Source organism: Massilia solisilvae (genome assembly GCF_024753215.1).
GTDB classification, from domain to species: domain Bacteria; phylum Pseudomonadota; class Gammaproteobacteria; order Burkholderiales; family Burkholderiaceae_D; genus Telluria; species Telluria solisilvae.
The window spans coordinates 1,024,414-1,036,306 of record NZ_JANUGV010000001.1; the positions used below are offsets into that span (position 1 = coordinate 1,024,414).

Annotated in this window: 14 protein-coding genes; all 14 read left to right on the forward strand. The window is 63.5% G+C overall.

Going from position 1 to position 11,893, the window contains the following annotated elements; translation table 11 throughout:
- The first annotated feature begins 5 nt into the window (after positions 1-5).
- The 14 genes from nuoI (at position 6) to map (ending at position 11,815) form a co-directional block, all read left to right on the forward strand.
- Complete coding sequence (gene nuoI, locus NX773_RS04605; protein ID WP_258820738.1) at positions 6-494, forward strand: NADH-quinone oxidoreductase subunit NuoI; 489 nt, start codon at positions 6-8, stop codon at positions 492-494.
- A gap of 21 nt (positions 495-515) precedes the next feature.
- Positions 516-1,154 (forward strand): NADH-quinone oxidoreductase subunit J, encoded by a 639-nt coding sequence (locus NX773_RS04610; RefSeq protein ID WP_258820737.1) that lies wholly within the window; start codon positions 516-518, stop codon positions 1,152-1,154.
- On the forward strand, positions 1,151-1,459 hold the full coding sequence (gene nuoK, locus NX773_RS04615; protein ID WP_258820736.1) for an NADH-quinone oxidoreductase subunit NuoK: 309 nt from the start codon (positions 1,151-1,153) through the stop codon (positions 1,457-1,459). Before NX773_RS04610 ends, nuoK begins: the two co-directional genes overlap by 4 nt.
- A 44-nt stretch (positions 1,460-1,503) precedes the next feature.
- Entirely contained in the window at positions 1,504-3,567 is a 2,064-nt protein-coding gene (gene nuoL, locus NX773_RS04620; protein ID WP_307728436.1) for an NADH-quinone oxidoreductase subunit L, read from the forward strand.
- A gap of 20 nt (positions 3,568-3,587) precedes the next feature.
- Positions 3,588-5,078, forward strand: a complete 1,491-nt coding sequence (locus tag NX773_RS04625; RefSeq protein WP_258855170.1) for an NADH-quinone oxidoreductase subunit M — start codon at positions 3,588-3,590, stop codon at positions 5,076-5,078.
- A 15-nt stretch (positions 5,079-5,093) separates the two neighbouring features.
- Positions 5,094-6,587: an NADH-quinone oxidoreductase subunit NuoN gene (gene nuoN / locus NX773_RS04630; RefSeq protein WP_258855171.1), complete on the forward strand. Its 1,494-nt coding sequence runs from the start codon at positions 5,094-5,096 to the stop codon at positions 6,585-6,587.
- A 3-nt stretch (positions 6,588-6,590) separates the two neighbouring features.
- On the forward strand, positions 6,591-6,905 hold the full coding sequence (locus tag NX773_RS04635; RefSeq protein ID WP_258855172.1) for a DUF2818 family protein: 315 nt from the start codon (positions 6,591-6,593) through the stop codon (positions 6,903-6,905).
- Between the two features lie 190 nt (positions 6,906-7,095).
- Positions 7,096-7,659, forward strand: a complete 564-nt coding sequence (locus tag NX773_RS04640; protein ID WP_258855173.1) for an NUDIX domain-containing protein — start codon at positions 7,096-7,098, stop codon at positions 7,657-7,659.
- A 200-nt stretch (positions 7,660-7,859) separates the two neighbouring features.
- Positions 7,860-8,552: a 2-C-methyl-D-erythritol 4-phosphate cytidylyltransferase gene (gene ispD / locus NX773_RS04645; protein ID WP_258855174.1), complete on the forward strand. Its 693-nt coding sequence runs from the start codon at positions 7,860-7,862 to the stop codon at positions 8,550-8,552.
- Between the two features lie 19 nt (positions 8,553-8,571).
- Complete coding sequence (gene ispF, locus NX773_RS04650) at positions 8,572-9,081, forward strand: 2-C-methyl-D-erythritol 2,4-cyclodiphosphate synthase (protein WP_258855175.1); 510 nt, start codon at positions 8,572-8,574, stop codon at positions 9,079-9,081.
- A gap of 153 nt (positions 9,082-9,234) precedes the next feature.
- Positions 9,235-10,467, forward strand: a complete 1,233-nt coding sequence (locus NX773_RS04655) for an MFS transporter (RefSeq protein ID WP_258855176.1) — start codon at positions 9,235-9,237, stop codon at positions 10,465-10,467.
- Position 10,468: 1 nt separating this feature from the next.
- Positions 10,469-10,777, forward strand: coding sequence for a hypothetical protein (locus NX773_RS04660; protein ID WP_258855177.1), 309 nt, complete (start codon positions 10,469-10,471; stop codon positions 10,775-10,777).
- Between the two features lie 61 nt (positions 10,778-10,838).
- Positions 10,839-11,051 carry a ParD-like family protein gene (locus NX773_RS04665; RefSeq protein ID WP_258855178.1) on the forward strand — a complete coding sequence of 71 codons (213 nt, stop codon included), beginning with the start codon at positions 10,839-10,841 and terminating at the stop codon, positions 11,049-11,051.
- On the forward strand, positions 11,048-11,815 hold the full coding sequence (gene map, locus NX773_RS04670) for a type I methionyl aminopeptidase (protein ID WP_258855179.1): 768 nt from the start codon (positions 11,048-11,050) through the stop codon (positions 11,813-11,815). The genes NX773_RS04665 and map overlap by 4 nt, the downstream gene beginning before the upstream one ends.
- Positions 11,816-11,893 lie beyond the last annotated feature (78 nt).

Genomic DNA, 11,893 nt, shown 5'->3' on the forward strand with positions numbered 1-11,893 from the left:
ACATCATGGATCGTTTAAAAGACTTCTTCGGCAGCTTCATGCTGACCGAACTCTTCAAGGGGCTGGCCCTGACCGGACGCTACGCGTTCTCGCGCAAGATCACGGTGCAGTACCCGGAAGAGAAGACCCCGATGTCGCCGCGCTTCCGCGGCCTGCATGCGCTGCGCCGTTACCCCAACGGTGAAGAGCGCTGCATCGCCTGCAAACTGTGCGAGGCGGTGTGCCCGGCCATGGCCATCACGATCGAATCGGCGCAGCGCGAGGACGGCACCCGCCGCACCACGCGCTACGACATCGACCTGACCAAGTGCATCTTCTGCGGCTTTTGCGAAGAGTCCTGCCCGGTGGACTCGATCGTCGAGACCCACGTGCTCGAATACCACGGCGAAAAGCGCGGCGATCTCTACTACACCAAAGAGATGCTGCTGGCCGTCGGTGACCGCTACGAGGCCGACATCGCCGCCAACCGCGAAGCCGACGCGCCGTATCGCTAATAACAAGGTCCTGGGTTAGACATGGAATTCAAAACTTTTCTGTTCTACGCGTTCGCGGTCATCATGACCTTGGCCGCACTGCGCGTCATTACCGCCCGGAACCCGGTGCACGCTGCGCTGTTCCTGGTGCTCGCGTTCTTCAACGCGGCCGGTATCTGGATGCTGCTCAAGGCCGAGTTCCTGGCGATCGTGCTGGTGCTCGTGTACGTCGGCGCCGTGATGGTGCTGTTCCTGTTCGTCGTGATGATGCTCGACATTAACATCGACCGGATGCGCGAAGGCTTCTGGGGCTACTTGCCGCTGGCCAGCGGCATCGGCGCCCTGATCGTGCTGGAGATGGGCGCGGTGCTGTGGCGCGGCTTCCTGGGCGTGAACGAGAACGCGGCGGCCAACGCCGGCAACATCGGCGGCACCAAGGAACTGGGCATGCTGATCTACACCCAGTACATTTACGGCTTCGAGATCGCGGCCGCGATCCTGCTGGTGGCGATCATCGCCGCGGTGGCCCTCACGCTGCGCAAGCGCAAGGACACCAAGGCCATCGACCCGGGCCTGGCCGTTCGCGTCAAGCGCAACGACCGCCTGAAGATCGTGAAGATGCAAGCGGTGAAAGAGGCGCCGGCCGCTCCTGCAGAAGCAAACAAGGAGGCAGCAAAATGACGCTCTCGCTCGCACACTACCTGGTCCTGGGCGCGATCCTGTTCGCGATCTCGATCGTCGGCATTTTCCTGAACCGGAAGAACGTCATCATCCTGCTGATGGCCATCGAGCTGATGCTGCTGGCCGTGAACCTGAACTTCGTCGCCTTCTCGCATTACCTCGGCGACGCGGCAGGGCAGATCTTCGTGTTCTTCATCCTCACCGTGGCGGCGGCCGAATCGGCCATTGGCCTGGCGATCCTGGTGGTCCTGTTCCGCAACCTGGACACGATCAACGTGGAAGACCTCGACAGCCTGAAGGGCTAAGCGGTTATTGATAACTCATCCTCGATTAAATAAAAGGTTCAACAATGGTGGGTAATTCTCTCGACGCTAACCTGCTCCTGGCTGTCCCGCTGGCGCCGCTCGCAGGCTCCGCGATCGCTGGCCTGCTCGGTACCAAGTTCCTTGGTAACGTAGTCGGACGCAAGGTTTCGCACAGCGCGACCATCCTGGGCGTGCTGATCGCGCTGATCATCTCGGTGCAGACCCTGATGGCGGTGATGGATGGCGCCTCGTTCAACGGCGACATCTACACCTGGATGACGGTAGCCGGCCTGAAGATGACGGTCGGCTTCCAGATCGACGCGCTGTCCGCGATGATGATGTGCGTGGTAACCTTCGTGTCGCTGTGCGTGCACGTGTACACGATCGGCTACATGGCCGAGGACGAAGGCTACAACCGCTTCTTCTCGTACATCTCGCTGTTCACGTTCTCGATGCTGATGCTGGTCATGTCCAACAACTTCCTGCAGCTGTTCTTCGGCTGGGAAGCGGTGGGCCTGGTCTCGTACCTGCTGATCGGCTTCTGGTACACCCGCCCGACCGCGATCTTCGCGAACATGAAGGCGTTCCTGGTGAACCGCGTGGGCGACTTCGGCTTCATCCTCGGCATTGGCCTGTTGCTGGCGTTTGCCGGCTCGATGAATTACCAGGACGTGTTCGCCCAGCGCGAGCACCTGGCCACCCTGACCGTGCCCGGCATTGGCTGGCCGCTGCTGACCGCTGCCTGCATCTGCCTGTTCATCGGCGCGATGGGTAAATCGGCCCAGTTCCCGCTGCACGTGTGGCTGCCGGACTCGATGGAAGGCCCGACCCCGATCTCGGCGCTGATCCACGCCGCGACCATGGTGACCGCCGGTATCTTCATGGTGTCGCGCATGTCGCCGCTGTTCGAGCTGTCCGATACCGCGCTGTCGTTCGTGATTGTCATCGGCGCCATCACCGCGCTGTTCATGGGCTTCCTGGGCATCATCCAGAACGACATCAAGCGCGTGGTTGCTTACTCGACACTGTCGCAGCTGGGCTACATGACCGTGGCGCTGGGCGCCTCGGCCTACAACGTGGCCGTGTTCCACCTGATGACCCACGCATTCTTCAAGGCGCTGCTGTTCCTTGGCGCGGGTTCCGTCATCATCGGCATGCACCACGACCAGGACATGCGCAACATGGGCGGCCTGCGCAAGTACATGCCGATCACCTGGATCACTTCGCTGATCGGTTCGCTGGCCCTGATCGCAACCCCGTTCTTCTCGGGCTTCTACTCCAAGGACTCGATCATCGAGGCGGTTGCCGCGTCGGAGATCCCGGGTTCGGGCTTCGCGTACTTCGCCGTCATGGCTGGCGTGTTCGTCACCGCCTTCTACTCGTTCCGCATGTACTTCCTGGTCTTCCACGGCAAGGAGCAGTGGAACGAGAAGCACCACCATGTGAGCCACGGCCACGATTCGGATGCGCATAACGAGGAAGAGGACCACGAGGGCGAACACCACCACGGCCTGCACCCGGGCGACAAGCCGCACGAGTCGCCGTGGGTCGTGACCCTGCCGCTGGTGCTGCTGGCGATCCCGTCGGTGATCATCGGCTACCTGACCGTGCAGCCGATGCTGTTCGGCGACTTCTTCAAGGGCGTGATCTTCGTGGGCGAGAACCACAAGGCCATGGAAGAGCTGGCGCACGAGTTCCACGGTGCCGCCGCGATGGGCATGCACGCGATCCAGACCGTGCCGTTCTGGCTCGCGGTGGCTGGCGTGGCTGCGGCTTACTACTGCTACATGGTCAACCGCAAGGTGCCGGAACTGTTCTACAACGCGCTGCGTCCGATCCACACGTTGCTCGACAACAAGTACTACATGGACAAGTTCAACGAAGTGGTCTTCGCCGGCGGCGCGCGCGTCCTCGGTGGCGGCCTGTGGAAGGTGGGCGACCGTGGCCTGATCGACGGCCTGCTCGTCAACGGCAGCGCCAAGCTGGTGGGCTGGTTCGCCGCCATCGTGCGCACGTTCCAGACCGGTTACATCTATCACTACGCGTTCGTGATGATCGTCGGCGTGCTGGCAACGCTGCTGTACTTCTTCCCGTTCTGGCACGCATAAATCAGGCATAGACAAAGACAATGAATCAGACACTTCCTTACCTGAGCCTGTCGATCTGGCTTCCGATCCTGTTCGGCGTGCTGGTCCTGGCTGTTGGCCGCGACAACAACAAGGGCTTTACCCGCGTGCTGTCGCTGATCGGCGCGATCGTCAGCTTTTTGCCGACGATCCCGCTCATCACGAGCTTCAACAACTTTGCGCATGGTCCGCAGTTCGTCGAAAAGTCGGCCTGGATCGAGCGTTTCAACATCCAGTACTTCCTGGGCATTGACGGCCTGTCGCTGTGGTTCGTGCCGCTGACGGCCTTCATCACCATCATCGTCGTGATCTCGGCATGGGAAGTGATCCAGGAGCGCGTGGCGCAGTACATGGGGTCGTTCCTGCTGCTGTCGGGCCTGATGGTCGGCGTGTTCGAAGCGCTGGATGGCCTCTTGTTCTACTTCTTCTTCGAAGCGACCCTGATCCCGATGTTCATCATCATCGGCGTGTTCGGCGGCCCGAACCGTGTGTACGCGGCATTCAAGTTCTTCCTGTACACCTTCTTCGGCTCGCTGCTGACCCTGATCGCGATCATCTACCTGTACAACCGCGCAGGCGGCAGCTTCGACATCCTGGCATGGCACGCACTGCCGCTGACCATGAACGAGCAGATCCTGATCTTCCTGGCCTTCTTCATGGCGTTCGCCGTGAAGGTGCCGATGTGGCCGGTGCACACCTGGCTGCCGGACGCCCACGTGGAAGCGCCGACCGGCGGTTCCGTGGTGCTGGCCGCGATCATGCTGAAACTGGGCGCGTACGGCTTCCTGCGTTTCTCGCTGCCGATCGCCCCGGACGCCTCGCACTACCTGGCGCCGTTCATCATTACCATCTCGCTGGTGGCCGTGATCTACATCGGCCTGGTGGCGCTGGTGCAGGCCGACATGAAGAAACTGGTTGCGTACTCGTCGATTGCGCACATGGGCTTTGTCACCCTGGGCTTCTTCATCTTCAACGACCTGGGCGTGCAGGGCGGTATCGTGCAGATGATCTCGCACGGCTTCGTGTCGGGCGCCATGTTCCTGTGCATCGGTGTGCTGTACGACCGCATGCACTCGCGCCAGATCGCCGACTACGGTGGGGTGGTGAACGTGATGCCGAAGTTCGCCGCGTTCTCGGTGTTCTTTGCGATGGCCAACTGCGGCCTGCCGGCTACCTCGGGCTTCGTCGGTGAGTTCATGGTGATCCTGGCCTCGGTCAAGTACCAGTTCTGGATCGGCACGCTGGCTGCGACCGCCCTGATCCTGGGCGCGGCCTACTCGCTGTGGATGGTCAAGCGCGTCGTGTTCGGCGCACCTGGCAACAAGCATGTGCTGGAGCTGACCGACCTGAACAGCCGCGAATTCTTCATGTTCGTGGTGCTCGCACTGCTCACGCTGTACATGGGCCTGTACCCGGCGCCGTTCACCGACACGATGCAGACTTCGGTCTCCGACCTGCTCGCGCATGTCGCCCAGTCCAAGCTGCCTCACTAAATGGTATTGACTCAAATGACTAACAACCTGATCCCGGTTTACGCCGAAATCTTTATGCTGGTCGCGGCCTCCGCGATCCTGCTGATCGACATGTTCCTGTCGGAGTCGAAGCGGTCGATCACCTATGTGCTGACGCTGCTTGCGCTGGCCGGTGCGGCAATCTTCTCGTTCGCCGACTATAGCAGCGGCGCGACGACCTACACGTTCAACAACATGTTCGTGTCGGACCCGATGGCGAACCTGCTCAAGCTGTTCACCTACCTGGCCACCGGCATCACCCTGGTCTATTCGCGCCAGTACGCGACCGACCGCGGCATGCTGTCGGGTAACCTGGGCGGCGAGTTCTATGTGTTGACCCTGTTCTCGACCCTGGGCCAAATGGTCATGATCTCGGGTAACAGCGTGCTGTCGCTGTACCTGGGCCTGGAACTGATGTCGCTGTCGCTGTACGCGATGGTGGCGATGCGCCGCGACCATGCAGTCTCGACCGAAGCGGCGATGAAGTACTTCGTGCTCGGTTCGCTGGCTTCGGGCTTCCTGCTGTATGGCATCTCGATGGTGTACGGCGCGACCGGTTCGCTGATGCTGACCGACATCACCCGCATCATCGCGACGCAAGGCGCCAACCACACCATCCTGGTGTTCGGCCTGGTGTTCATCGTGGCCGGCATGGCGTTCAAGCTGGGCGTGGTGCCGTTCCACATGTGGGTGCCGGACGTCTATCAGGGCGCACCGACCGCCGTCACGCTGCTCCTGGGCGGCGCACCGAAGCTGGCCGCGTTCGCCATGGCGCTGCGCATCCTGGTCGAAGGCCTGCCGCAGATGGCCTTCGACTGGCAGCAGATGCTGATGGCGCTGGCCGTGCTGTCGCTGGCCGTGGGCAACCTGACCGCGATCGTGCAGACCAACATCAAGCGCCTGCTGGCGTACTCGACCATCGCGCAGATGGGCTTCGTGCTGCTGGGCCTGCTGGCCGGCGTGGTCGGCCGCGGCGCGGACGCGAACGCCGCCAACATGGCGCCGGCTTACAGCGCAGCGATGTACTACTCGATCACCTATGTGCTGACCACCGTCGGCACCTTCGGCCTGATCATGATGCTGGCACGTTCGGGCTTCGAAGCAGAGGAACTGGCCGACTTCAAGGGCCTGTCCAAGCGCAGCCCGTGGTTTGCCGTGGTGATGACCGTGCTGATGTTCTCGCTGGCCGGCGTGCCGCCGATGATGGGCTTCATGGCCAAGTGGGCCGTGCTGCAGGCCGTGACCGCCACCGGCCAGATCTGGCTGGCTATCGTGGCCGTGCTGTTCTCGCTGATCGGCGCCTTCTACTACCTGCGCGTGGTGAAGGTGATGTGGTTCGACGAGCCGGCCGACACGGCCGCGATCGCGACCCCGTTCGACATGCGCGTGGTGCTGTCGCTCAACGGCGTGGCCGTGGTGCTGCTGGGCGTGATGCCGGGCGCGCTGCTGGGCACCTGCCTGACCGCGATCAAAGCCACCCTGGCGTCGTAAGCGTTGGACGTTTCCCTCGCAAGCTGGTTGGTCATCGCCGTCGCCCTGGCGGCGGCCAACCTGCCATTCTTCAACGAGCGCGTGTTCGGCTTGCTGCCTTGGAAAGCCGGGCAGGGGCGCACGAAACCCTTCATCGTGCGCCTTCTCGAGTTGATTGTTTTATACTTCGTCGTCGGCCTGCTTGCGCGCGGGCTGGAATCCCGGATCGGCAACGTGTTCGTGCAGACCTGGGAGTTCTATGCGATTACCGCGTGCATGTTCGTCGTTCTGGCGTTTCCCGGGTTTGTACTGCGTTACCTGCGCAAGCGCCGCGGCTGATTTTTCCTCGTAAAGCCACCAACGTCGTCCCCGCGGAGGCGGGGACCCATGCTGAGTTTGCAGTGACGCGGCGTTTGCTGCACTCGCACACGGTCTATGGGTCCCCGCCTCCGCGGGGACGACGTGTTACAGCTAGCGGGGGAGGGAAGCTGTACAGGTGTTCAAACGCAGCCAGCAAACCACTCCCAGCATGGACCACCTCAAAGAAACCCGCCTCGACGGCGAAACCGCGTTTGACGGCAAATTCCTCAAGGTCGAGCGCGACCGTATCCGGCTGCCTGACGGCGCCATCACCCACCGCGAGTTCATCCGCCATCCCGGCGCGGTGGTGATCCTGCCGCTGCTGCCGGACGGGCGCATCCTGCTCGAGCGCCAGTTCCGCTACCCCAACGACCGCGTGTTCGTCGAATTCCCGGCCGGGAAGATCGACCCCGGCGAAGACCACCTGGCTTGCGCCAAGCGCGAGCTGGAAGAAGAAACGGGCTACACGGCCAAAGACTGGCAGTTCGTCTGCACCATCCACAACGCCATCGCCTATTCGGACGAGCACCTGGAACTGTTCCTCGCGCGCGACCTGACCGCAGGCCAGGCCAAACTCGACGAGGGTGAGTTCCTCGAAACTTTCACCGTCACCTTGTCCGAAATGCTCGACATGGTGCGCCGCGGCGAGATCACCGATGTGAAGACCATCATCGGCACCTTCTGGCTGGAGAAGATCCTGTCTGGCAGCTGGACGCCTGCACAGGCCGGCTGAGGCGTTGCGCACAGCGCGCATAGCAGTCCTTTCTTGCGCACGGGATGCGCCACCTCAAGCCGCATCCCGATCTTTTGCCGAAAGTGGAATCAGGTGGTCCCGCGCGCGGCCGCCGGCGACGGGCTGCGCGCCCTGAGCAAAGATGGCCAAGGTGAGGTACAGTCTCTTATTGATTCGGCAAAAAGCACCAGACCGCCAGCATGAACCAGCCAGCTCCCCGTTACTTCGCCCTTGTGCCTGCCGCCGGTGTCGGCGCGCGCATGGGCGCCGCTTCTCCCAAGCAGTACCTGCCCATCGGCGGCAAGCCGATGCTGCGCCATACGCTCGACGCTTTCCGCTCGAGCCCGCTCATCGCGCACACCTTCGTGGTGGTCAGCGTGGACGATCCGGTCATCGACACCGTCGTGCCGCCGGATGGGGTAACCGTGCTGCGCTGCGGCGGCGCCTCGCGCCTGGAATCGGTGCGCAACGGGATGTGGGCGCTGGAAAACCAGCTGCACGCGGGCGACTGGGTGCTGGTGCACGATGCCGCGCGCCCCGGCCTGAATGCCGAACTGATCGAAAAGCTGATCCGGGAAACCGGCGAGCATCCGGTCGGTGGCCTGCTTGCGCTGCCGGTGGTGGACACCGTCAAGCGCGCCATCAACGACGAGGTCGCGACGCTGTCGCGCGACGGCCTGTGGCTGGCCCAGACCCCGCAGATGTTCCGTTTCCGCCTGCTGGCCGACGCGCTCGAAGCCGCGACCGACCCAAGCACCATTACCGATGATGCCAGTGCGGTTGAAGCCCTTGGCCTCGCCCCCAAACTGGTGGAAGGACATCCCAGGAATTTGAAAGTGACGCTGCCCTCGGACATCAAGATTGCCGAGATGTACCTGGCGGCGGCGCCTTAACCCAAGACAGACACGAATCATGGCACTTGCATCCTACAACCCAACCCCGCCGTTTCGCATCGGCACCGGCTACGACTGCCACGCCCTGGTCGAGGGCCGCAAACTGATCGTCGGCGGTGTGACCATTCCGCACCGGCTCGGCCTGATGGGCCACTCCGACGCCGACGTGCTGCTGCATGCGATCATCGATGCGCTGCTGGGCGCGGCCGCGCTGGGCGACATCGGCAAGCATTTTCCCGACACCGACCCGATGTTCGCCGGCGCCGATTCGCGCACCTTGCTGCGCGAGGTGGCCAGCCGCGTGCTCAATACCGGCTACACGATCGGCAACATCGACGCCACCATCATTGCCCAGGCTCCCAAGATGGCGCCGCACATCCCGCACATGGTCTCGCGCATCGCCGAGGACGTGGGCGTGTCGCCGCAGCAGGTCAACATCAAGGCCAAGACCAACGAAAAGTTGGGCTACCTGGGACGCGAGGAGGGCATGGCGGCCGAGGCGGTGGCCATGCTGATCCGCGCGGCTTGATCTGCACTATCCGCACCACGTCGTTCCCGCGCAGGCGGGAACCCATGCTGAATATGCGCTAACGTAGCACGGCAGAGTGCCTTGGCAGCTTGCTCAGCATGGGTCCCGGCCTGCGCGGGGACGACGTGCGTGTATTGGCACAGGAAACCCTTGATGAGTGACCACAACGAGATGAGTTCGCGCGCCGCGTGGCTCCTGATCCTTTCCGCCAGCGCGATCCTGATGATCACCATGGCCGCGCGCCTGACGACCGGCCTGTTCCTCTCGCCGATCAACACTGCCACCGGCCTTGGCATCGGCGCGATCAGCTTTGCGATGGCGATCGGCCAGTTCATGTGGGGCGCATCGCAGCCGGTGTTTGGCGCGGTGGCCGACAAGTACGGCTCGGCGCGCGTGATCGTGGTCGGCGCGGTGCTGCTGGCCGCGGGTCTGGCGGCCACGCCTTTCGTCAGCTCGCAGTGGGGGCTGATGGTCACGCTCGGCATCCTGTCCGCCTCCGGCGCCGGCGCCGGCAGCTTTTCGATCCTGATCGGCGCCACCGCCCAGCGCCTGCCGGCTGCGCGCCGGCCGTTCGCGTCGGGCTTCATCAACGCCGGCGGCTCGTTCGGCCAGTTCGTGTTCTCGCCTCTGCTGCAGGCGATCATCAACGCCGCCGGCTGGGTGCAGGCGATGCTGTTCATGGCCGTGTCCACGCTGCTCACCATTCCGCTGGCCTGGCCGATGCGCGGCAAACCGCCGGCGCACGCCACCACCGGCTCCGGCGGCATCACGCTCACCGAACAGCTGCGCCAGGCGCTGCGCGACCCCAGCTACCTGTGCCTGCACGCGGGTTTCTTCACCTGCGGCTTTCATATCGCCTTCCTGGTCACGCACCTGCCGGGCGAGGTGTCGCTGTGCGGCCTTCCCGCCGGCGTGGCCGGCACCACGCTGGGACTGATTGGCCTGTTCAACATCGCCGGCAGCCTGGGTGCCGGTGCGCTGGCCGCGCGCTACCGCATGAAGTGGCTGCTGGTGGCCATGTACGGCAGCCGCGCCGCGATCATCGCGCTGTACCTGCTGGCGCCCAAGACGGCGCTCACCTTCTACCTGTTCGCCGCCGCGCTGGGCACCACCTGGCTTGCCACCGTGCCGCCCACCGCGGGCCTGGTGGCCAAGCTGTTCGGCATGCGCTACCTGTCCACGCTGTTCGGGCTCACGCTGCTGTCGCACCAGATCGGCGGCTTCTTCGGCGCCTGGCTGGGCGGACTGTCGATTGTGCACTTCGGCGACTACCGCTGGATGTGGTACGCGGACATCGTACTGGCGCTCGGCGCGGCGCTGGTCAACCTGCCGATCCGCGAGGCGCCGGTGGCGCGGGCGCAGGCACTGCCAGCGGCAAAGGCCTGACATGGCGCGCGATACCTGGGCCTACCGCGAGGTGGCGGTGGAATCGGTGTCCAACCCGGTGACCGGCGTCCTCGAGATCCATCCGATGGCAGGGCAGGCCTTTGCGCCGACGCTGAGCGTGCACTGCGCGCGCAAACTCACCGACCCGACGCTGTACCCGCCCGGCACCTGCTTCCTGCTGTCGGCCAAGCTCACCGACCGGCTTGGCGGCGAGCCCTACCTGTACGCCTGGCACGGCGACCCGGTGGTGGTGCTGAGTCGAGCGCAGGCAAAGAAATTCCTGGCCGAGTATCGTCGCATTCGCATCTGAGCTTGCGCGGCCGTGTTGCTGAGTATATGATTCGTATATGTTTCATATATTAGAGGGCAGCATGGGCATTGTGAACATCGACGACGATTTGCACGACCAAATACGCAAGGCGAGCGCGGTGTCGTGCCGCTCGATCAACGCGCAGGCTGCGTTCTGGATCAAGATCGGCATGCTGTGCGAAATGCACCCCACACTGAGTTTCAACGAGATCGTGGCGCGCGAGCTGCGTGCCGCAGGCGTTGCGCCGCAAGCGTTGAAGGTGGCTGCGGCATGACCAAGCGCCCGGAAGAAATCGCCCTGATGGCCGAGTCCGGCAAGCTGCTGGCCCAGGTGTTTGCCTATCTGGACGGGCTGGACCTGGTCGGCATGACGACCATGCAGGTGAACGACCTGGTGGACGCCTACATCGTCAACACGCTCCAGTCGCGGCCGGCAAGCAAGGGCCAGTATGGTTTTGCGTATGCGCTGAACTCGTCCCGCAACAACGTGGTGTGCCACGGCGTGCCCTCGGCGACCGAGTTCCTGCAAAGCGGGGACATCGTCAATTTCGATATCACGCTGGAAAAAAACGGCTATATCGCCGATTCCAGCAAAACCTATCTCGTCGGCGAGGTGTCGGCACAGGCCAAGCGGCTGGTGCAGGTGACCTACGAAGCCATGTGGAAGGGCATCAGGGCGGTCCGCCCCGGCGCCAGGCTGGGCGACGTCGGCTACGCGATCGAGCAGCACGCGCGCAAGAACGGCTACACGGTGGTCAGGGAATACTGTGGTCACGGCATTGGCCGCGAAATGCACGAGCCGCCCGAGGTGCTGCACTGGGGCAGGCCGAAGACCGGCGTGGTGCTGCGTGAGGGCATGGTGTTCACCATCGAGCCGATGATCAACCAGGGGCGGGCCGATGTTGAAACCCAGGACGATGGCTGGGCCGTCGTCACCTGCGACGGGCGGCTGTCCGCGCAGTTCGAGCACACCGTGGCCGTGACCAACAACGGCGTGCGGGTGCTGACCTTGCGCGCCGGCGAGAAGATGCCCAACTGAGCTGGTGCTTGCGGCGCCGTGCACCGCATCGGATGCGGGCGCGGTGATGCAAAAATGGTTACCATTTGGTCTTCCAAG

Coding starts and splice junctions, on each gene's coding strand:
- nuoI (WP_258820738.1), top strand. CDS start 6: ATGGATCGTTTAAAAGACTTCTTCGGCAGCTTCATGCTGACCGAACTC.
- NX773_RS04610 (WP_258820737.1), top strand. CDS start 516: ATGGAATTCAAAACTTTTCTGTTCTACGCGTTCGCGGTCATCATGACC.
- nuoK (WP_258820736.1), top strand. CDS start 1,151: ATGACGCTCTCGCTCGCACACTACCTGGTCCTGGGCGCGATCCTGTTC.
- nuoL (WP_307728436.1), top strand. CDS start 1,504: ATGGTGGGTAATTCTCTCGACGCTAACCTGCTCCTGGCTGTCCCGCTG.
- NX773_RS04625 (WP_258855170.1), top strand. CDS start 3,588: ATGAATCAGACACTTCCTTACCTGAGCCTGTCGATCTGGCTTCCGATC.
- nuoN (WP_258855171.1), top strand. CDS start 5,094: ATGACTAACAACCTGATCCCGGTTTACGCCGAAATCTTTATGCTGGTC.
- NX773_RS04640 (WP_258855173.1), top strand. CDS start 7,096: ATGGACCACCTCAAAGAAACCCGCCTCGACGGCGAAACCGCGTTTGAC.
- ispD (WP_258855174.1), top strand. CDS start 7,860: ATGAACCAGCCAGCTCCCCGTTACTTCGCCCTTGTGCCTGCCGCCGGT.
- ispF (WP_258855175.1), top strand. CDS start 8,572: ATGGCACTTGCATCCTACAACCCAACCCCGCCGTTTCGCATCGGCACC.
- NX773_RS04655 (WP_258855176.1), top strand. CDS start 9,235: ATGAGTGACCACAACGAGATGAGTTCGCGCGCCGCGTGGCTCCTGATC.
- NX773_RS04660 (WP_258855177.1), top strand. CDS start 10,469: ATGGCGCGCGATACCTGGGCCTACCGCGAGGTGGCGGTGGAATCGGTG.
- NX773_RS04665 (WP_258855178.1), top strand. CDS start 10,839: ATGGGCATTGTGAACATCGACGACGATTTGCACGACCAAATACGCAAG.
- map (WP_258855179.1), top strand. CDS start 11,048: ATGACCAAGCGCCCGGAAGAAATCGCCCTGATGGCCGAGTCCGGCAAG.